The organism is Streptococcus sp. GMD1S, assembly GCF_000296875.1.
Classification (GTDB): domain Bacteria; phylum Bacillota; class Bacilli; order Lactobacillales; family Streptococcaceae; genus Streptococcus.
Map to the genome: position 1 here is coordinate 26,096 of NZ_AJQY01000004.1, position 19,138 is coordinate 45,233.

Sequence of the window (19,138 nt, forward strand, 5' to 3'; positions counted from 1 at the left end):
TTTTTTTTAAGGCAATTTTGGTATAATAATCATAACAAGGAGGAGTTTCTGATGATAAAAATCTTATTAGTAGAAGATGACCTAGGTCTGTCAAACTCAGTATTTGACTTTTTGGATGATTTTGCAGATGTCATGCAGGTTTTTGATGGAGAAGAAGGGCTCTACGAAGCTGAAAGTGGCGTTTATGACTTGATTTTGCTTGACCTGATGTTGCCTGAAAAAAATGGTTTCCAAGTCTTGAAAGAGTTGCGAGAAAAAGGAATTACGACACCAGTTCTTATCATGACTGCCAAAGAGAGTTTGGATGACAAGGGACATGGTTTTGAGTTGGGAGCGGATGACTATCTCACCAAACCTTTCTACCTAGAAGAACTCAAAATGCGGATTCAAGCCCTTCTCAAGCGTTCAGGAAAGTTTAACGAAAATACCTTGACCTATGGGGATGTAGTCGTCAATCTTTCAACGAATGAAGTGAAGGTGGAAGACACGCCTGTGGAACTGCTCGGAAAAGAGTTTGAGTTATTGGTTTACTTCCTTCAAAATCAAAATGTTATTCTTCCCAAGACACAAATTTTTGACCGTCTATGGGGATTTGATAGCGATACGACTATTTCCGTTGTAGAAGTCTATGTTTCAAAAGTTCGTAAGAAACTGAAGGGTACAGCCTTTGCTGAAAATCTTCAAACCTTGCGTAGTGTCGGGTATATTTTAAAAGATGTTCAATAAATTAAAAAAAACATGGTATGCGGATGATTTTAGCTATTTCATTCGAAACTTTGGAGTGTTCACCTTGATTTTCTCTGCTATGACCTTGATTATCCTTCAGGTCATGCATTCGAGTCTCTACACCTCTGTAGATGAAAAACTACAAGCCCTTAGTAGTAGTCCCCAAGCGGTTATCCAGTTAGCCCTTAATCGGGCAACTGAAGAGGTCAAGGATATCCAACCCGCAACAGCGGATGCCAGCAAGGCTGAAATCAAGCCCAATGTCAGCTCCAATACGGAAGTCTTGCTCTTTGACAAAGATTTTAACCAACTCTTACTGGGCAATCGCTTTTTAGGTTTGGATAAGATCAAGCTGGACAAGAAAGAGTTGAATCATATTCGGCAAATCCAAGTTTTCAACAGCTATGGTCAGGAAGAAACCTATCGAATGGTCTTGATGGAAACCAACTCTTCCACCGTATCAAGTAATGTCAAATATGCGGCGGTTCTAATCAATACCAGCCAGCTTGAGCAAATCAGCCAAAAACACGAGCATTTAATTGTTGTAGTGATGGCGAGTTTCTGGCTCCTGTCTTTAATTGCCAGTGTTTACCTGGCACGTGTCAGTGTCAAACCGCTACTGGAAAGCATGCAAAAGCAGAAGTCCTTTGTTGAAAATGCGAGTCACGAACTGAGAACGCCTTTGGCCGTTTTACAAAATCGTTTAGAGAATCTCTTTCGAAAACCAGAGGCAACAATCATGGAATCCAGCGAAAGTATCGCTTCCAGTCTTGAAGAGGTTCGCAATATGCGTTTCCTCACGACCAATCTTCTCAACCTTGCACGTCGCGATGATGGAATCAAACCAGAAATAGCAGAAGTTTCTCCACAATTCTTTAAAACAACCTTTGCCAACTATGAGTTGATTGCTTCTGAAAATGATCGTGTTTTCAACTATGAAAATCGAATTTACCGTCCATTCATGACCGATCAGTTGCTCTTAAAACAACTCATGACTATCTTGTTTGATAATGCCATCAAGTATACTGAAGAAGATGGCAAGATTGAGTTTGTAGTTCATGCTACAGATCGCCACCTCTATCTTACAGTGACGGATAATGGAATTGGAATCTCAGCTGCCGATAAGAAGAAAATCTTTGACCGTTTTTATCGTGTAGACAAGGCAAGAACCCGTCAGAAAGGTGGTTTCGGCCTGGGACTATCTTTGGCCAAGCAAATCGTAGATGCCTTAAGAGGAACGATTACCGTAAAAGATAACAAACCTAGAGGAACAATTTTTGAAGTTAAGATTGCCATCCAATCTCCTTCAAAACGAAAGAATAAATAAAAAAGACAGTTATAGAACTGTCTTTTTAGATAACTAGAAAAGAGGTTGGTAGTAGTACCAACCTTTATTTTGAAAGTTTTCGTTTCATTATCTTTCGTTGAAGTTGTAAAAGGGCGAAGCTTGTTGCCATAGCAGCGATAAATGATAAAGCTGTATTTAATTTTAAGGCTAAAAAGATAAAGCTAAAAAGCACCATAAAAATACAGAAACAAGCGATATTTACAAAAAATAAAATCTCTTTTAGGTTAGGGCCGACTGGGGCTTCTGGTGTATAATCTTGATAAAGCGGAGTTTGATTTGATTCGGGAGCTTGTTCAAACTCATAAGCTTCTAGTTTTCTTGCGGACATGATTCTCTCCTTAACAGTACATAACTATTTTATCATTTTTTATGCAGAGAATTATTACAGATTTGTTACAAAACTACTAAAGTCTCTTATCATCTTCTAAGTCGCTCTCTTGACACCTACAAGGGAAAATGGTAGCATGGATGTTACACTTAAAACAGATGACCTAACCTTCTCTATTATAAATATACTGAGAAAGGAAAGGATAACTTATATAAATTGATAGCAAGCTGAGGCTTTTTCCTAAGATAATTTGTTGAGTTGCTACCTGGATACTTTTGAAGAGTATTGGTAGGAGTTGTTTTGAATGGATGATAAGACAGAGATTCTGTCTATTGGACTGGGTGGCTTTTAAACTACCTCTGGGAAAAGTAAAAGGAGATAAGCATGTATCTTGCTATCAAAGAGATATTACGAAACAAACTTCGATATAGTTTGATTCTAACTACCATTTTTCTTATCGCTTTTATGGTCTTTTTTATGACCAGTCTAGCTCTTGGTCTTGTGCGAAACAACCGAGCAGCTATTGATAATTGGAAAGCGACGGGTGTCGTTTTATCCGACTACGCAAATGATAATTTGACGGCATCCTTTATTCCTGAAAAGGACTACAAGGAAAAGAGTTCTGAAGAGGCTGCTCCATTGGGCTATATGTTCGCTGTGACCAATCTAGTCGATGGTAGTGAAAAGATCAACGTTTCCATCTTTGCTCAAGACTGGGACTCTTTTATCTCTCCTAGTTTGACGGAGGGTCGTTATCCTGAAAGAGATGATGAGGTTGTCGTGGATCAGTCTTTTGAGAACTATGGGATGAAGCTAGGTGATGCCATTCAGCTCAATGGAAGCGAGACAAGTTACAAGATTGTAGGCCTGACTCAAGGAAATAAATTTTTCACAGAGCCTGTTGTCTTTACGAGTCTGACAACTTATTGGACCTTACAAGGAACCTTGAAGGCCAATCGTTCCGTCTCTGCCTTGGTATTGAAAAATGACATAGAAGTGTCTGGCGATGGATTGAAACAGATTTCCATTCCAAAAATGATATCGAAAATTCCTGGTTACACACCTCAGGTTAATGTATTTTCAGGAATGATTCTTGCTATGATTGTCATTACAGGCTTGATTGTGGGAATTTTTGTTTATATCATTACCATCCAAAAACTAGGCCTTTATGGAATAATGCGGGCTCAGGGGATACAGATCAAAACCATTGTATGGTCTCTGTTCTGTCAAATCTTCCTCCTAGCTGGTATGGGGATTGCTTTAGCCTTGCTGGCAATCGGAGGAGTGATTTTAGTCTTACCAGCTACCTTCTTTTTCTATCCAAGTTGGATAGCCTACTCTGTCCTAAGCTTGGTAATTTCCTTGATGGCCCTTCTAGGTGGTGTCATTTCACTTCCACGCTTGCTAAAGGTAGACCCGATTACTGCGATTGCAGAATGATAAGGAGAATAGTATGACAGCATTGATTGAAATGAATCAAGTGACAAAAACCTACGGGGAAGGAAAGATGAGAGTCGTAGCCCTGCATGAGACGAATTTTCAGCTAAATGCGGGAGAGTTCGTAGCTATCGTCGGGCCTTCTGGCTCTGGAAAGACGACTTTTCTAACGACTCTAGGACAACTTCAGGGAGCATCGAGTGGAAAAATTTTGGTAAAGGGGAAGGAAACAGGCAGTTTGACGGAGAAGGAAAAAACAGATCTCCGTTTTAGAGAGTTTGGTTTCATTCTCCAGGCTTCAAACTTAATTCCTTTTCTAACGGTCAAGGAACAGCTGGATTTGATAGACAGACTAGATAAGGGAAAAAATAGTAAAAGTGACCGAAAAGAACTCTTTGACTTGTTGGATTTGGAAAAAGTTCAAAATCATTATCCCAAAGCTCTATCGGGTGGCGAACGTCAACGTGCCGCGATTGCTAGAGCGCTCTATAACAATCCAAGCATTGTGCTTGCAGATGAGCCGACAGCCAGTCTAGATACCGAGCGTGCTTACCAAGTAACGGAGATGCTGGCTGCCATTGCCCATGAACAAGGAAGAGGAGTTGTCATGATCACTCATGATACACGCCTTCTTGATAAGGTTGACCGTATTTATGTCATGAATGATGGCCACCTAGTTGAAGAAACACATGCATAAAATAGAGTGAATGGTACAAGTTACTGTTCACTTTTTTGATTGGAAAAGATAGAAACAAGTTTAACTTTTTGTGAAACTCCCAGTACCCATAGCTGATTTTTGAGAAATGTGGTATAATTTTTCTTATGGAAAAGATTATCATTACAGCAACTGCTGAAAGTATTGAACAAGTTGAACAGTTACTCGAAGCCGGCGTAGACCGTATCTATGTTGGTGAGAAAGATTTTGGACTTCGTCTGCCAACAACCTTTAGCTATGAAGAGTTACGCACCATCGCTAAGCTGGTTCATGAAGCAGGCAAGGAATTGATCGTTGCGGTCAATGCCCTTATGCACCAAGACATGATGGACCGTATCAAGCCCTTCCTAGACTTCTTGGAAGAAATTAAGACAGACTACATCACAGTTGGGGATGCAGGTGTCTTTTATGTGGTCAACCGTGATGGCTATTCCTTTAAGACTATCTACGATGCTTCAACCATGGTGACAAGCAGTCGTCAGATTAACTTCTGGGGTCAAAAGGCAGGCGCCTCTGAGGCTGTTTTGGCGCGTGAAATTCCATCTGCTGAACTCTTCAAGATGCCAGAGATTTTGGAAATTCCTGCTGAAGTATTGGTTTATGGAGCTAGTGTCATTCATCATTCTAAGCGTCCGCTCTTGCAAAACTACTATAACTTCACGCACATCGATGATGAAAAGACACGTAAACGTGACCTCTTCTTAGCAGAACCGAGTGACCCTGAGAGCCATTACTCTATCTTTGAAGACAATCATGGGACCCACATTTTTGCAAATAACGACCTTGATTTGATGACCAAATTGACAGAATTGGTGGAGCATGGTTTTACTCACTGGAAGCTAGAGGGGCTCTACACACCTGGTCAGAATTTTGTAGAAATTGCTAAACTCTTTATCCAAGCACGTGGCTTGATCCAAGAGGGCAACTTTAGCCATGACCAAGCCTTCTTGTTAGATGAGGAAGTGCGCAAGTTACACCCTAAAAACCGTTTCCTCGATACAGGATTCTATGATTACGATCCTGATATGGTTAAATAGGACACCAAAACCCGAAATAAAAATGTTCGGGTTTTTCCAGTGTATCCATGAAATAAAAACGGATACATGTTATAATAAAAATAGCTCTTTAATGGAGGTGTTTAAGTGGAGAATCTGAAAAAGATAGCAGGTATCAAGGCTGCTGAGTTTGTCAAGGATGGTATGGTTGTTGGACTCGGTACTGGATCAACTGCTTACTATTTCGTAGAAGAAATCGGTCGTCGGATTAAGGAAGAAGGTTTGCAGATTACTGCTGTAACGACTTCCAGTGTGACCAGTAAACAGGCTGAAGGTCTTAACATCCCGCTCAAGTCGATTGATCAAGTAGACTTTGTCGATGTGACGGTTGACGGGGCGGATGAAGTAGATAGTCAGTCCAACGGGATCAAAGGTGGTGGTGGTGCCCTTCTGATGGAGAAGGTTGTCGCAACGCCCTCAAAAGAATACATTTGGGTGGTCGATGAAAGCAAACTGGTAGAGAAACTAGGTGCTTTTAAATTGCCTGTAGAAGTGGTTCAGTATGGTGCAGAACAGGTCTTTCGTCGGTTTGAGCGAGCTGGCTACAAACCAAGTTTCCGTGAAAAAGACGGCCAACGTTTTGTGACCGATATGCAGAACTTTATCATTGACCTAGCCTTGGATGTCATTGAAGATCCGATTGCCTTCGGACAAGAATTGGACCATGTCGTTGGTGTCGTAGAGCATGGCTTGTTCAACCAAATGGTGGATAAGGTCATCGTAGCGGGACGAGATGGTGTTCAGATTTTAACTTCAAAAAAAGCAAACTAATCAAAAAAATAAGGAGACAGACTATGTCAAAATTTAATCGTATTCACTTGGTGGTACTGGATTCTGTGGGAATCGGTGCTGCACCAGATGCCAATAACTTTGTCAATGCAGGAGTTCCAGACGGAGCTTCTGACACACTGGGACACATTTCCAAAACAGTTGGTTTGAATGTGCCAAACATGGCCAAAATCGGTCTAGGAAATATTCCACGTGAAACTCCTCTAAAGACTGTACCAGCTGAAAGCAATCCAACAGGTTATGCAACAAAATTGGAAGAAGTTTCCCTTGGTAAAGATACCATGACTGGTCACTGGGAAATCATGGGACTCAACATTACCGAGCCTTTCGATACTTTCTGGAACGGATTCCCAGAAGAAATCCTGACAAAAATCGAAGAATTTTCAGGACGTAAGGTCATTCGTGAAGCCAACAAACCTTACTCAGGTACGGCTGTTATCGATGATTTCGGACCACGTCAAATGGAAACTGGAGAGTTGATTATCTATACTTCAGCTGACCCTGTTTTGCAAATTGCTGCCCACGAAGACATCATTCCTTTGGATGAATTGTACCGTATCTGTGAATACGCTCGTTCGATTACCCTTGAGCGTCCTGCCCTTTTAGGTCGTATCATTGCCCGTCCATATGTTGGTGAGCCAGGTAACTTCACTCGTACAGCAAATCGTCGTGACTTGGCCGTTTCTCCATTTGCTCCAACTGTTTTGGATAAATTGAACGAAGCTGGTATCGATACTTACGCTGTTGGTAAAATCAACGATATCTTTAACGGTGCTGGTATCAATCATGACATGGGCCACAACAAGTCAAACAGCCACGGAATTGATACATTATTGAAGACTATGGGACTTGCTGAGTTTGAAAAAGGATTCTCCTTCACAAACTTAGTTGACTTTGATGCCCTTTACGGCCACCGCCGCAATGCTCATGGTTACCGTGATTGCTTGCATGAGTTCGATGAGCGCTTGCCTGAAATTATCGCTGCCATGAGAGAGAACGACCTTCTCTTGATTACTGCGGACCATGGAAATGACCCAACTTATGCAGGAACAGACCATACTCGTGAATATATCCCACTTTTAGCTTACAGCCCTAGCTTTAAGGGAAATGGTGTCATTCCAGTTGGACATTTTGCAGATATCTCAGCAACAGTTGCGGATAACTTTGGTGTTGAAACTGCCATGATTGGTGAAAGTTTCTTAGATAAATTGGTATAAGATGACGCAATATGCTTTACTTGTTCGGGGCATTAATGTCGGTGGGAAAAATAAGGTTGTCATGGCGCAACTTCGTCAAGAACTGACAGAGTTGGGACTGGAAAAGCTTGAGACCTACATCAACAGTGGCAATATTTTCTTTACTTCGACAGACCCCAAAGCCCGATTGGTTGAAAAGTTAGAGGCTTTCTTTGAAGTCCATTATCCATTTATTCAGAGCTTTTCTTTGCTGAGTCAGGAAGATTATGAAGCAGAGCTGGAGAATCTGCCAGATTGGTGGACTAAAGACCTGGCTCGAAAAGATGTCCTCTTCTACACGGAGAGCTTGGATGTGGATCAAGTCATCGAGAAAGTGAACAGTTTGGAACTGAAAGATGAAGTGGTTCATTTTGGAAAACATGGGATTTTCTGGGGGAAATTTTCTGAAGAATCCTACTATGCAACTGCCTATCATAAGCACTTGCTCAAGATGCCTTTTTATCGCAACATCACCATTCGCAATGCAAAAACCTTTGACAAAATCGGTCAAATGCTAAAAAATAATAAAGGAGACACAGAATGACATTTTTAGATAAGATCAAAGAAACAGCTGCTTTCCTGAAAGAAAAAGGAATCCAAGCGCCTGAGTTTGGTTTAATCCTTGGATCAGGACTTGGAGAATTGGCAGAAGAAATCGAAAATCCAGTTGTAGTAGACTATGCAGATATTCCAAACTGGGGTCGTTCGACAGTAGTCGGACACGCTGGTAAATTGGTATATGGAGAACTTGCAGGTCGCAAGGTCTTGGCTCTTCAAGGTCGTTTCCATTTCTACGAAGGAAATCCTCTTGAAGTCGTGACTTTCCCAGTTCGTGTGATGAAAGTCTTGGGTTGCGAAGGTGTCATTGTAACCAATGCTGCTGGTGGTATTGGATTTGGTCCTGGTACCTTGATGGCTATCTCAGACCATATCAATATGACGGGGCAGAACCCATTGATGGGTGAAAACTTGGATGATTTTGGTCCACGTTTCCCAGATATGTCTAAAGCCTACACTCCAGAATATCGTGCTACTGCCCATGAAGTGGCTAAGAAACTTGGTATCAAGCTTGATGAAGGTGTCTATATTGGTGTAACAGGTCCGACTTATGAAACCCCAGCAGAAATTCGCGCCTATAAGACACTGGGAGCAGATGCAGTTGGTATGTCCACTGTTCCTGAAGTTATTGTTGCCGCCCACTCAGGCTTGAAAGTTCTCGGTATTTCATGTATCACGAACCATGCTGCTGGTTTCCAAGAAGAACTCAACCACGAAGAAGTTGTGGAAGTAACAGAACGTGTTAAAGGCGACTTCAAAGGCTTGCTGAAAGCTATTCTTGCTGAATTGTAATCATGTTAATAGAATTGAGGAGTATTTTTCGAAAAATCCCTTATAATTTTAGATTATTCATAGCAGTAATTCTGCAAGGAATAGTTTCGGGTTTATCTGGTATATTTCTCCATTATCTTTTAGAGATGGTGGAGGGGCTAGCTTTTGGTCAGTCAGAGCATCATAGTGGATTTCTGACAGATGGAGTTGCCTCCTCACGGATAGGACTAAGTTTAATAATCGTGGGTCTTAGCTCGTCCTTAGTCTGGTACTTCTTGCAAAAAGGGTCGAAGATTTATTCCATCAAAGCTCAGATGAAGGATGAGACTTCACAATACAAGCTTCATTTTTTAAGACAGCTATTTCATTCAATTTGGCAGATTATTGCAGTTGGAGGGGGAGCGCCTATTGGAAAAGAAGCTGCGCCACGAGAGATTGGAACCCTATTTGCAGGGCCAATTGGAAAAATATGTATACTGTCTATGAAGGATCGCATCTTTCTCCTTGCTTGTGGTGCTGGTGCTGGTTTAGCGGCTGTTTATCAGGTTCCATTAACAAGTGTTTTCTTCGTTTTTGAGACTCTAGGAATTACTTTATCTATCAAGCGATTTGTATTTGTCGGTTTGACTACCTATGTGTCAACCTATACAGCAGGATTGGTTATTTCAGATCATGCTCTCTACCAGATTCCAGCTATTGCATGGTCATTAAAGGAAGTGTGGATTGTCCCTTTATTACTTCTTTTCTTAACCCCCCTAGCTTGGCTTTTTGGTCGTTTAAGTAAAAAAGTGTCTTCAAACAGGATAAAAGATAAACGAATACTTCTCACATTGCCCTCAGCTTTTCTTTTTCTTGTTGGTCTGGCAAGTTACTTTCCACATCTACTTGGCAATGGACGCATGATGGCTCAGGAAATTTTAAATGATAGCAGTGGTCAAACAGTGCTTCTCATGTTTTTCCTAAAAGCAGTGGTCGTTCTTATTATCCTTTGGGCAGGGGCCTATGGTGGTACTCTTACGCCATCTTTTGCCTTGGGGATGGCTGGAGCTGCTCTCTTGGGCATGATTCTAGGTTTGGACAGTCAGCCAACCGTTTTACTTTTGGGATCTGTTTGCTTTTTATCTGTGACCTTGAGGGCGCCCATTTCTGCAACCGGATTAGTTATAGGTTTCACTGGGCTAGGTTTAGATTCTCTTCCGTATCTCTTAGTAACTGCTTTCCTAGCTTATGGTTTTGCAAAGGTGTTAGACCGTTTTCCTTGGGCTAGCATACTGTGTAAGATGTCAAAGAATAAAGTAATTAGGTAGGAAATACCCGTTTCTTCTAATCAAGGATTTATCTTAAAAGATTAAAAATTATTGTTAGTTTATCAATAACTGTTTTAAATAAAAATGTAGTAGGCTTATCGGAGTCATGATTGAATACGATTTTTCCTAGCTATGAAATATAAAAATAAATAAAGAAAGGTAGAGCGAAGTGTTCTAATTTGAACACGAGCGGAAAACTCGGAAAATAGATAATCTGATTGAGAAATCAGGATTTCTCGTCAGATTCCTAATTTTCAGTCGTTTTCTTGTCGCTCTCTAATCATCATAAAATAAAGAAAGGATGGGTAAACCGTATTTGCTGAACTGAATACGGGCGGAGAACTGTGTAAAAAAGATAAACTGTCTAGCATCTGCGATGCTTCGTCAGTTTCCTATTTTTACTTTGTTCTCTGTCGCCCTTTATATCTTAACTATGTCTATCCATATTGCTGCTCAGCAGGGTGAAATTGCTGATAAAATTCTTCTTCCGGGGGATCCTCTTCGTGCTAAGTTTATTGCGGAGAATTTCCTTGAAGATGCTGTTTGTTTTAACGAAGTTCGTAACATGTTTGGCTACACTGGTACTTACAAGGGCCACCGTGTATCTGTCATGGGAACTGGGATGGGGATGCCATCAATCTCTATCTATGCCCGTGAATTGATTGTAGACTACGGAGTGAAGAAATTGATCCGTGTCGGAACTGCTGGTTCCTTGAATGAGGATGTTCACGTTCGTGAATTGGTTTTGGCGCAAGCAGCTGCAACTAACTCAAACATCATCCGAAACGACTGGCCACAGTATGATTTTCCACAAATCGCTAGCTTTGATTTACTAGATAAGGCCTACCATATCGCCAAAGAACTCGGTATGACTACCCACGTTGGGAACGTTTTGTCGTCAGATGTCTTTTACTCAAACTACTTTGAAAAGAACATCGAGCTTGGTAAATGGGGAGTTAAGGCTGTGGAAATGGAAGCAGCAGCTCTTTACTATCTTGCTTCCCAACACCACGTTGATGCTCTTGCAATCATGACCATTTCTGATAGCTTGGTCAATCCAGATGAAGACACTACTGCAGAAGAACGCCAAAATACCTTCACTGATATGATGAAGGTTGGATTGGAAACCTTGATTGCAGAGTAATCAGAGAATAGCTTTTCAATTACATTAGCTACAAGAACTGTTGTAAGTGATTTATTTTCAATATCTTAGCAATGATAAAGAAAGAGTTGAAAATCCAACTATTGATTTTCAACTTTTTTAGAACCCAGCTTAAGGAGAAATGTGATGGATAAAATTGAACAATTACAAGACTTGATAGATCAAAGCCAACGGATTGTTTTCTTTGGAGGGGCAGGAGTGTCAACCGAGTCTAATATCCCAGATTTTCGTAGTTCAGATGGTGTTTATAGTCATCAGTTAGGCCGTCATTTTACGGCAGAGCAACTCGTTTCTCGGACCATGTTTGAGCGCTATCCAGAAGATTTTTTTGACTTTTATAAGAAATACCTGATTTATCCAGAAGCCAAGCCTAATGCTGCTCATACTTATCTAGCTGCTTTGGAAAAGACAGGTAAGCTAAAGGCTGTTGTGACACAAAATATCGATAGTCTTCATGAAATGGCTGGCTCTCAGAAGGTCTTTAAATTGCATGGGAGTGCGGACCGAAATTACTGCCTAGGTTGTCATCGTTTCTATGACTTAACTGCCTTTCTGGCCCTCGAGGGACCTGTTCCCAACTGCTTAGACTGTGGTAAGGTGGTCAAGCCTGACGTGACCTTGTATGAAGAATCACTTGACATGGATGTCTTTAGTCAAGCTGCACAAGCTATTCGGCAAGCAGACTTGCTGATTATTGGTGGGACTTCCTTGGTTGTTTATCCTGCAGCTAGCCTAGTAAACTATTTTTCTGGGACAAATCTGGTCCTTATCAATAAAACCAGTATTCCACAAGACAGCCAAGCTACATTGGTCATTGAAGGCAAGATTGGGGAAGTCTTTTCGAAATTGAGACAATAAAAGAATTTTAGAAGATAGCAACAAAATCTTGTTACTTGAAAGAGAAAACTATCTCATTTATTGGCCAAAATCTCGCTCTTTAAGAGTTACTAAAAACTGGCTGAGAAAATCAAAACACCTTCACTGATATGATGAAAGTCGGCTTGGAAACCTTGATTGCAGAGTGAAATGTAAAAGAAAATCCTGATTTCAAGTTGAATCAGGATTTTTTCATAGATGCGATTTTTTCTGGGTCTGGTGTAACGCGGAGGGTCTTTTGTCCTGTGTAGGTTACAAAGCCAGGTTTTCCACCAGTTGGTTTGTTGAGTTTCTTGACTTCAATCATATCCACTTGAACTAGATTTGACAAACGCCCTTTGGAGAAGTAGGCAGCTAGTTCAGCTGCATCTGTCTTGACTTCATCAGATGGATCAAGATTTCCTGAGATGACGACGTGGCTTCCAGGGATGTCCTTGGCATGGAACCAAAGTTCCTCCTTGCGGGCCATTTTAAAGGTCAACTCTTCATTTTGAAGATTGTTTCGACCGACATAGATGATGGTCTTGCCATCGCTCGCCAGATACTGTTCTGGTTTTTTGCGTTTCTGAATTTTCTCGCGTTGGCGTCTTCTAATGAAGCCTGTTTGGATCAATTCTTCACGGATTTCAGCGATTTCTTCCAGTCCAGCTTGGTTGAGTACGGTTTCGACACTTTCTAGATAAAGAATGGTGGCCTTGGTTTCTTCGATCAACTCAGTCAGGTATTTGACAGCTTCTTTGAGCTTCTGATAGCGTTTAAAGTAGCGTTGAGCATTCTGGCTGGGAGTCAAGGCCTTATCAAGCGCAATGGTGATAGGTTGGTTGGTGTAGTAGTTGTCCAAGGTAACCTGATCTTGGTCATTAGGCACTTGGTGGAGGAAGGTTGTCAGCAATTCCCCTTTTTGGCGAAATTCCTCAGCATTGTCTGTCGCTAGTAACTCTTTTTCTTGTTTTTTTAGCTTATGACGATTTTTTTGAAGTTCATTTTCAACACGGCGAATGAGCTCACTGGCTTGCTGTTTGACGCGATCGCGCTCTGCCTTATCTTTGTAATAGGTATCCAGAAGATCAGAGAGACTGGCAAAAGGCTCTCCCACCTGATTTGCAAAAGGAACTGGGCTGAAAGAAGTCTCCGTTAGGAAAGGCTTGGTTTCTTGCCCGAAGAAGTTTCGGAAAGTAGACAGTTTATCACTGACAAGAATGTTTTCCAATTCATTTGCCGTATCACGTCCTAGACCTTGAAAGAGACTTTGAAGATTTTTTGCTGTTAGTTCCTGTGTTTGCAGGATTTCAAAGAGCTTTTCATCCTTGACGGTAAATGGATTGAGAGACTCGGTGCTTGGTGGAGCGAGATAGGTCGATCCGGGGAGCAAGGTGCGGTAGCTATTTTGTGAAAAGCCAACGTGTTTAATAACTTCGAGGATTCTATGGCTGCTTTTATCCACGAGGAGAATATTACTGTGTTTGCCCATGATTTCGATAATCAAGGTAGCCTGAATATGGTCCCCAATCTCGTTTTTATTGGAAACGGTAATTTCCACAATACGGTCATTTTCGATTTGCTCGATCGACTCAATCAGGGCACCCTGCAAATACTTTCTCAAAACCATGATAAAAGTGGAAGGTTGGGCTGGATTTTCAAAGGTTGTTTGGGTCAGCTGGATGCGACCAAAAACGGGATGAGCAGAGAGGAGCAGGCGATGGCTTTGGCGATTGCTGCGGATTTGCAAGACCAACTCTTGTTCAAAAGGTTGATTGATTTTCTGGATGCGACCATTGACCAACTCTCTTCGCAATTCCTCAATCATGTGGTGTAAAAAAAATCCGTCAAATGACATCGTTCTCTCCTTGTGATTGTATTCCATAGTATTATATCAAAAAGGTAGAATAAAATCATGGAAATATGGTATAATAAAGCCAAGTAAAGAGAATCGAGAAGCACATGTATATTGAAATGGTAGATGAAACTGGTCAAGTTTCACAAGAAATCTTGCACCAAACCCAAGAAATTTTGGAATTTGCAGCCCAAAAAATAGGAAAAGAAGACAAGGAGATGGCAGTTACTTTTGTGACCAATGAGCGTAGTCACGAACTCAACCTCGAGTACCGTGATACAGATCGCCCGACAGATGTCATCAGCCTTGAATATAAACCGGAATTGGACATTACTTTTGACGAGGAAGATTTGCTTGAAAACCCTGAATTAGCAGAAATGATGTCTGAGTTCGATGCCTATATTGGGGAACTTTTCATCTCTATCGATAAAGCGCATGAGCAGGCTGAGGAATACGGTCACAGCTTTGAGCGTGAGATGGGCTTCTTGGCAGTACACGGCTTTTTACACATTAACAGCTACGATCACTACACTCCGGAAGAAGAAGCGGAGATGTTCGGTTTACAAGAAGAAATTTTGACAGCCTATGGACTCACAAGACAATAAACGAAAATGGAAAAATCGTGACCTGATATCCAGTTTAGAATTTGCTCTTACAGGAATTCTGACTGCTTTCAAGGAAGAACGTAATATGCGAAAACATGCAGTGACGGCTCTAGTAGTCATCCTTGCAGGTTTTGTTTTTCAGGTGTCACGAATCGAATGGCTCTTTCTCCTGATGAGCATTTTCTTGGTAGTAGCCTTTGAAATTATTAACTCTGCTATTGAAAATGTGGTGGATCTAGCCAGTCACTATCACTTTTCTATGTTGGCAAAGAAAGCCAAGGATATGGCAGCTGGTGCCGTACTTGTGGTTTCCCTTCTTGCTGCAGTGATTGGTGCACTTATCTTTCTCCCACGCATTTGGGATTTATTATTTTAAACAATAAGAGGAAATTATGACATTTAAATCTGGCTTTGTAGCTATTTTGGGACGTCCCAATGTTGGGAAGTCAACCTTTTTGAATCACGTCATGGGGCAAAAGATTGCCATTATGAGTGACAAGGCGCAGACAACGCGCAATAAAATCATGGGGATTTACACCACGGATAAGGAGCAAATCGTCTTTATCGACACGCCGGGGATTCACAAGCCTAAGACGGCTCTTGGAGATTTTATGGTGGAATCTGCCTACAGTACTCTGCGTGAAGTGGATACTGTTCTATTCATGGTGCCAGCTGATGAGCCACGTGGTAAGGGCGACGATATGATTATCGAGCGTCTGAAGGCTGCCAAGGTTCCAGTTATTTTGGTGGTCAATAAGATTGACAAGGTCCATCCAGACCAGCTTTTGACTCAGATTGATGACTTCCGTAACCAGATGGACTTTAAGGAGATTGTTCCGATCTCAGCCCTTCAGGGAAATAACGTTTCTCGTTTAATTGACATCCTCAGTGAAAATCTAGAGGAAGGTTTCCAGTATTTCCCATCTGATCAAATCACAGATCATCCTGAGCGTTTCTTGGTTTCAGAAATGATTCGTGAGAAAGTCTTGCACCTAACGCGTGAAGAAATCCCTCACTCAGTTGCAGTAGTGGTTGACTCTATGAAGCGTGATGAAGAGACCGACAAGGTTCATATCCGAGCAACCATCATGGTCGAGCGCGATAGCCAAAAAGGCATTATCATCGGAAAAGGTGGCGCCATGCTCAAGAAAATTGGGACCATGGCTCGTCGTGATATCGAACTCATGCTAGGAGACAAGGTCTTCCTAGAAACTTGGGTCAAGGTCAAGAAAAACTGGCGTGATAAAAAGCTAGATTTGGCTGATTTTGGTTATAATGAAAAAGAATACTAAGTAGAGGTGGGCTCATGCCTGCTTCTTGTTTTTACAGAAGGAGGATTTATGCCTGAATTACCAGAGGTTGAAACCGTTCGTCGTGGCTTAGAAAAATTGATTTTGGGAAAGAAGATTTCGAGTGTAGAGATTCGTTATCCCAAGATGGTCAAGACAGATTTGGACGAGTTTCAAAAGGAACTAAATGGCCAAGTAATTGAGTCCATGGGACGTCGTGGAAAATATTTGCTTTTTTACCTAACAGACAAGGTCTTGATTTCCCATCTGCGGATGGAGGGCAAGTATTTTTACTATCCAGACCAGGTTCCTGAACGCAAGCATGCCCATATTTTCATTCGGTTTGAAGATGGAGGCACGCTTGTTTATGAGGATGTACGCAAGTTTGGTACCATGGAACTGTTGACACCCGACCTTTTGGATGTCTACTTTATTTCTAAGAAACTAGGTCCTGAGCCAAGAGAGCAGGACTTTGATTTGCAGGTCTTTCAAGCTGCCCTAGCCAAATCTAAAAAGCCAATCAAATCCCACCTCCTAGACCAAACCTTGGTAGCTGGTCTTGGCAATATCTATGTGGATGAGGTCCTCTGGCGAGCTCAGGTTCATCCAGCTAGACCTTCCCAGACTTTGACGGCAGAAGAAGCGTCAGCTATTCATGACCAGACCATTGCTGTTTTGGGTCAGGCTGTTGAAAACGGGGGCTCAACTATTCGGACCTATACCAATGCCTTTGGGGAAGACGGAACCATGCAGGATTTCCATCAGGTCTATGATAAGACTGGGCAAGCGTGTTCCCGCTGTGGGACAATGATTGAGAAATTCCAGCTCGGTGGAAGGGGCACTCATTTTTGTCCTCAGTGTCAAAGGAGGGGCTGATGGGAAAAATCATCGGAATCACAGGAGGGATTGCTTCTGGTAAGTCAACTGTGACAAATTTCCTAAGAGAGCAAGGTTTTCAAGTGGTCGATGCTGACGCAGTCGTCCACCAACTACAGAAACCTGGTGGTCGTCTTTATCAGCTCTTAGTTCAGCACTTTGGGCAGGAAATTATCCTCGAAAATGGAGAACTCAATCGCCCTCTCCTAGCTAGTCTCATCTTTTCAAACCCTGAAGAACGAGAATGGTCTAAGCAAACCCAAGGAAAGATTATTCGTGAGGAATTGGCTGCACTGAGAGACCAGTTGACTCAGACAGAAACGGTTTTTTTCATGGATATTCCCCTACTTTTTGAACAGGACTACAGTGCTTGGTTTGATGAAACGTGGCTGGTCTATGTGGACCGTGATGTTCAGGTGGAACGTTTCATGAAACGGGATCATCTTTCTAAGGAAGTAGCAGAGTCCCGTTTGGCCGCCCAATGGTCTTTAGAAGAAAAGAAAAAATTGGCGAGCCATATATTAGACAATAATGGCAGTCGTGATCAGCTTGTGGCTCAAGTAGTGAAGTTACTTGAAGGAGGCGATAGCTGTGCAAGAGATTAGTTGGAAAGAGAATCTTCGTGTCGCCTGGTTTGGTAGTTTTCTAACGGGAGCTAGTATTTCCTTGGTCGTCCCTTTCATGCCTATCTTTGTAGAGCAGTTGGGAATTGAAGGGGATCAAGTTGCTTTTTATGCTGGATTAGCCATCTCAGTTTCGGCTGTTTCAGCAGCTCTAGTTTCTCCTATCTGGGGTATTCTTGCTGACAAGTACGGTCGAAAACCCATGATGATTCGAGCAGGTCTTGCCATGACCATTACGATGGGAGGTTTGGCCTTCGTGCCAAATATCTATTGGCTACTCTTTTTGCGCTTGCTCAATGGTGTATTTACTGGATTTGTCCCCAATGCAACAGCCTTGATTGCTAGTCAGGTACCTAAAGATAAGTCTGGAGCGGCTCTGGGGACTTTATCTACAGGTGTAGTTGCGGGAACACTGACGGGCCCCTTTGTTGGAGGCTTTATTGCTGAAATTTTTGGCATTCGTAATGTTTTTTTATTGGTAGGCGCTTTCTTATTTTTAGCTGCAATCCTAACTATTTTCTTTATCAAGGAAGATTTTCAGCCAGTTGCTAAGGAGAAGGCTATCCCAACGAAAGAAGTATTTTCTTCTTTCAAGTATCCTAGGCTCTTAGTAAACCTATTTTTGACGAGCTTTGTCATTCAATTTTCAGCTCAATCAATTGGTCCCATTCTAGCTCTCTATGTGCGGGACTTAGGGCAGTCCGAAAATCTCCTCTTTGTATCAGGATTAATCGTATCCAGCATGGGGTTTTCTAGCATGATGAGTGCTGGAATTCTAGGAAAACTTGGCGATAAGGTAGGGAATCAGAGATTGTTAGTTGCAGCGCAGATTTATTCCGTCATCATTTACCTTCTTTGTGCCCATGCAACCAGCCCCCTTCAACTTGGCTTGTATCGTTTTCTCTTTGGTTTGGGAACGGGAGCTCTCATACCAGGTGTCAATGCGCTTCTTAGCAAAATGACTCCAAAATCAGGTATTTCAAGGATTTTCGCCTTCAACCAAGTCTTTTTTTACCTTGGTGGAGTGATCGGACCTATGGCGGGATCCGCAGTTGCAGGATATTTGGGCTACCATGCTGTCTTTTATGCGACAGCAGCCTGTGTAGCTTTCAGTTGTTTATGTAACTTAGTGCAATTTAGATCATTATTAAAAGTAAAGGAAATCTAGTGCGAGTAAAAATCAATCTCAAGTGCTCCTCTTGTGGCAGCATGAATTATCTAACCAGTAAGAACTCCAAAACCCATCCAGACAAGATTGAGGTGTTAAAATATTGTCCAAAGGAAAGAAAAGTAACTTTACATCTTGAATCTAAGTAGAATTTATGGTAAAATAATAGGGATTTTAAGGAGTTTGATATGTATAACCTATTATTAACCATTTTATTAGTATTATCTGTTGTGATTGTGATTGCGATTTTCATGCAACCAACTAAGAACCAATCCAGCAATGTATTTGATGCCAGCTCAGGTGATTTGTTTGAACGTAGTAAAGCGCGTGGTTTTGAAGCTGTGATGCAACGTTTGACAGGTATTTTAGTCTTTTTCTGGCTAGCCATTGCCTTAGCATTGACAGTATTATCAAGTAGATAAGAAATGGGCGAGAC

The 19,138-nt window shown here is 41.7% G+C and carries 22 protein-coding genes; 20 read left to right on the forward strand and 2 right to left on the reverse strand.

Features of this window, described 5'->3' with window-relative positions:
• Positions 1-51 precede the first annotated feature (51 nt).
• Together ciaR and GMD1S_RS01185 are read left to right on the forward strand one after the other, a co-directional pair.
• Positions 52-726: a two-component system response regulator CiaR gene (gene ciaR, locus GMD1S_RS01180; RefSeq protein ID WP_000590635.1), complete on the forward strand. Its 675-nt coding sequence runs from the start codon at positions 52-54 to the stop codon at positions 724-726.
• Positions 716-2,053, forward strand: a complete 1,338-nt coding sequence (locus GMD1S_RS01185) for a sensor histidine kinase (protein ID WP_000482349.1) — start codon at positions 716-718, stop codon at positions 2,051-2,053. Before ciaR ends, GMD1S_RS01185 begins: the two co-directional genes overlap by 11 nt.
• A 64-nt stretch (positions 2,054-2,117) precedes the next feature.
• Here GMD1S_RS01185 and GMD1S_RS01190 read toward each other — a convergent pair whose 3' ends face one another.
• The gene (locus tag GMD1S_RS01190; protein ID WP_001276165.1) at positions 2,118-2,402 is read right to left on the reverse strand and encodes a DUF3270 domain-containing protein; all 285 of its coding nucleotides are present in this window, start codon (positions 2,400-2,402) and stop codon (positions 2,118-2,120) included.
• A 384-nt stretch (positions 2,403-2,786) separates the two neighbouring features.
• On the opposite strand from GMD1S_RS01190, the gene GMD1S_RS01195 reads away from it, so the two are divergent.
• The 10 genes from GMD1S_RS01195 to GMD1S_RS01240 all read left to right on the forward strand — a co-directional run bounded on the left by GMD1S_RS01195 (position 2,787) and on the right by GMD1S_RS01240 (position 12,289).
• Positions 2,787-3,842, forward strand: a complete 1,056-nt coding sequence (locus GMD1S_RS01195; protein WP_000280270.1) for an ABC transporter permease — start codon at positions 2,787-2,789, stop codon at positions 3,840-3,842.
• Positions 3,843-3,855: 13 nt separating this feature from the next.
• On the forward strand, positions 3,856-4,536 hold the full coding sequence (locus GMD1S_RS01200) for an ABC transporter ATP-binding protein (RefSeq protein ID WP_000125733.1): 681 nt from the start codon (positions 3,856-3,858) through the stop codon (positions 4,534-4,536).
• A 125-nt stretch (positions 4,537-4,661) separates the two neighbouring features.
• On the forward strand, positions 4,662-5,591 hold the full coding sequence (locus GMD1S_RS01205; RefSeq protein WP_000411181.1) for a peptidase U32 family protein: 930 nt from the start codon (positions 4,662-4,664) through the stop codon (positions 5,589-5,591).
• Positions 5,592-5,696: 105 nt separating this feature from the next.
• Positions 5,697-6,380, forward strand: coding sequence for a ribose-5-phosphate isomerase RpiA (gene rpiA, locus GMD1S_RS01210; protein ID WP_000429254.1), 684 nt, complete (start codon positions 5,697-5,699; stop codon positions 6,378-6,380).
• Positions 6,381-6,403: 23 nt separating this feature from the next.
• Positions 6,404-7,615: a phosphopentomutase gene (locus GMD1S_RS01215; protein WP_000033119.1), complete on the forward strand. Its 1,212-nt coding sequence runs from the start codon at positions 6,404-6,406 to the stop codon at positions 7,613-7,615.
• A gap of 1 nt (position 7,616) precedes the next feature.
• Positions 7,617-8,177, forward strand: a complete 561-nt coding sequence (locus GMD1S_RS01220) for a DUF1697 domain-containing protein (protein ID WP_000195703.1) — start codon at positions 7,617-7,619, stop codon at positions 8,175-8,177.
• Complete coding sequence (locus tag GMD1S_RS01225; protein ID WP_000143361.1) at positions 8,174-8,983, forward strand: purine-nucleoside phosphorylase; 810 nt, start codon at positions 8,174-8,176, stop codon at positions 8,981-8,983. Before GMD1S_RS01220 ends, GMD1S_RS01225 begins: the two co-directional genes overlap by 4 nt.
• 2 nt (positions 8,984-8,985) lie before the next feature.
• The gene (locus GMD1S_RS01230; protein ID WP_000904385.1) at positions 8,986-10,269 is read left to right on the forward strand and encodes a chloride channel protein; all 1,284 of its coding nucleotides are present in this window, start codon (positions 8,986-8,988) and stop codon (positions 10,267-10,269) included.
• Between the two features lie 433 nt (positions 10,270-10,702).
• Positions 10,703-11,413: a purine-nucleoside phosphorylase gene (gene deoD, locus GMD1S_RS01235; RefSeq protein WP_008276062.1), complete on the forward strand. Its 711-nt coding sequence runs from the start codon at positions 10,703-10,705 to the stop codon at positions 11,411-11,413.
• Between the two features lie 144 nt (positions 11,414-11,557).
• Positions 11,558-12,289, forward strand: coding sequence for an NAD-dependent protein deacylase (locus GMD1S_RS01240; protein WP_000357682.1), 732 nt, complete (start codon positions 11,558-11,560; stop codon positions 12,287-12,289).
• 199 nt (positions 12,290-12,488) lie between these two features.
• Here GMD1S_RS01240 and pavA read toward each other — a convergent pair whose 3' ends face one another.
• Entirely contained in the window at positions 12,489-14,144 is a 1,656-nt protein-coding gene (gene pavA, locus GMD1S_RS01245) for an Rqc2 family fibronectin-binding protein PavA (protein WP_000006735.1), read from the reverse strand.
• 104 nt (positions 14,145-14,248) lie between these two features.
• On the opposite strand from pavA, the gene ybeY reads away from it, so the two are divergent.
• The 8 genes from ybeY to secG are packed head-to-tail and all read left to right on the forward strand — an operon-like array spanning position 14,249 to position 19,124.
• Positions 14,249-14,746: an rRNA maturation RNase YbeY gene (ybeY, locus tag GMD1S_RS01250; RefSeq protein WP_000275166.1), complete on the forward strand. Its 498-nt coding sequence runs from the start codon at positions 14,249-14,251 to the stop codon at positions 14,744-14,746.
• Positions 14,727-15,122, forward strand: coding sequence for a diacylglycerol kinase family protein (locus GMD1S_RS01255; protein WP_000378172.1), 396 nt, complete (start codon positions 14,727-14,729; stop codon positions 15,120-15,122). Before ybeY ends, GMD1S_RS01255 begins: the two co-directional genes overlap by 20 nt.
• A 16-nt stretch (positions 15,123-15,138) precedes the next feature.
• On the forward strand, positions 15,139-16,038 hold the full coding sequence (gene era, locus GMD1S_RS01260; RefSeq protein WP_000143282.1) for a GTPase Era: 900 nt from the start codon (positions 15,139-15,141) through the stop codon (positions 16,036-16,038).
• Between the two features lie 48 nt (positions 16,039-16,086).
• A complete protein-coding gene (mutM, locus tag GMD1S_RS01265; RefSeq protein WP_001114630.1) occupies positions 16,087-16,911 on the forward strand; it encodes a DNA-formamidopyrimidine glycosylase in 825 nt (274 codons plus the stop codon).
• Positions 16,911-17,516, forward strand: coding sequence for a dephospho-CoA kinase (coaE, locus tag GMD1S_RS01270; protein ID WP_000516171.1), 606 nt, complete (start codon positions 16,911-16,913; stop codon positions 17,514-17,516). Before mutM ends, coaE begins: the two co-directional genes overlap by 1 nt.
• Positions 17,503-18,702, forward strand: coding sequence for a multidrug efflux MFS transporter (locus tag GMD1S_RS01275; RefSeq protein WP_001156299.1), 1,200 nt, complete (start codon positions 17,503-17,505; stop codon positions 18,700-18,702). Before coaE ends, GMD1S_RS01275 begins: the two co-directional genes overlap by 14 nt.
• Entirely contained in the window at positions 18,702-18,851 is a 150-nt protein-coding gene (gene rpmG, locus GMD1S_RS01280; RefSeq protein WP_007519517.1) for a 50S ribosomal protein L33, read from the forward strand. The genes GMD1S_RS01275 and rpmG overlap by 1 nt, the downstream gene beginning before the upstream one ends.
• A 39-nt stretch (positions 18,852-18,890) precedes the next feature.
• Positions 18,891-19,124 carry a preprotein translocase subunit SecG gene (gene secG / locus GMD1S_RS01285; RefSeq protein WP_000282517.1) on the forward strand — a complete coding sequence of 78 codons (234 nt, stop codon included), beginning with the start codon at positions 18,891-18,893 and terminating at the stop codon, positions 19,122-19,124.
• Positions 19,125-19,138: the final 14 nt, after the last annotated feature.

Excerpts from the sequence above, each read along its gene's own strand:
- GMD1S_RS01200 (WP_000125733.1), top strand. The coding sequence starts at position 3,856 with ATGACAGCATTGATTGAAATGAATCAAGTGACAAAAACCTACGGGGAA.
- GMD1S_RS01255 (WP_000378172.1), top strand. The coding sequence starts at position 14,727 with ATGGACTCACAAGACAATAAACGAAAATGGAAAAATCGTGACCTGATA.
- GMD1S_RS01195 (WP_000280270.1), top strand. The coding sequence starts at position 2,787 with ATGTATCTTGCTATCAAAGAGATATTACGAAACAAACTTCGATATAGT.
- deoD (WP_008276062.1), top strand. The coding sequence starts at position 10,703 with ATGTCTATCCATATTGCTGCTCAGCAGGGTGAAATTGCTGATAAAATT.
- GMD1S_RS01230 (WP_000904385.1), top strand. The coding sequence starts at position 8,986 with ATGTTAATAGAATTGAGGAGTATTTTTCGAAAAATCCCTTATAATTTT.
- secG (WP_000282517.1), top strand. The coding sequence starts at position 18,891 with ATGTATAACCTATTATTAACCATTTTATTAGTATTATCTGTTGTGATT.
- era (WP_000143282.1), top strand. The coding sequence starts at position 15,139 with ATGACATTTAAATCTGGCTTTGTAGCTATTTTGGGACGTCCCAATGTT.
- GMD1S_RS01205 (WP_000411181.1), top strand. The coding sequence starts at position 4,662 with ATGGAAAAGATTATCATTACAGCAACTGCTGAAAGTATTGAACAAGTT.
- GMD1S_RS01225 (WP_000143361.1), top strand. The coding sequence starts at position 8,174 with ATGACATTTTTAGATAAGATCAAAGAAACAGCTGCTTTCCTGAAAGAA.
- ybeY (WP_000275166.1), top strand. The coding sequence starts at position 14,249 with ATGTATATTGAAATGGTAGATGAAACTGGTCAAGTTTCACAAGAAATC.
- pavA (WP_000006735.1), bottom strand. The coding sequence starts at position 14,144 with ATGTCATTTGACGGATTTTTTTTACACCACATGATTGAGGAATTGCGA.
- GMD1S_RS01240 (WP_000357682.1), top strand. The coding sequence starts at position 11,558 with ATGGATAAAATTGAACAATTACAAGACTTGATAGATCAAAGCCAACGG.
- mutM (WP_001114630.1), top strand. The coding sequence starts at position 16,087 with ATGCCTGAATTACCAGAGGTTGAAACCGTTCGTCGTGGCTTAGAAAAA.
- GMD1S_RS01220 (WP_000195703.1), top strand. The coding sequence starts at position 7,617 with ATGACGCAATATGCTTTACTTGTTCGGGGCATTAATGTCGGTGGGAAA.
- coaE (WP_000516171.1), top strand. The coding sequence starts at position 16,911 with ATGGGAAAAATCATCGGAATCACAGGAGGGATTGCTTCTGGTAAGTCA.
- GMD1S_RS01190 (WP_001276165.1), bottom strand. The coding sequence starts at position 2,402 with ATGTCCGCAAGAAAACTAGAAGCTTATGAGTTTGAACAAGCTCCCGAA.
- ciaR (WP_000590635.1), top strand. The coding sequence starts at position 52 with ATGATAAAAATCTTATTAGTAGAAGATGACCTAGGTCTGTCAAACTCA.
- GMD1S_RS01185 (WP_000482349.1), top strand. The coding sequence starts at position 716 with ATGTTCAATAAATTAAAAAAAACATGGTATGCGGATGATTTTAGCTAT.
- GMD1S_RS01215 (WP_000033119.1), top strand. The coding sequence starts at position 6,404 with ATGTCAAAATTTAATCGTATTCACTTGGTGGTACTGGATTCTGTGGGA.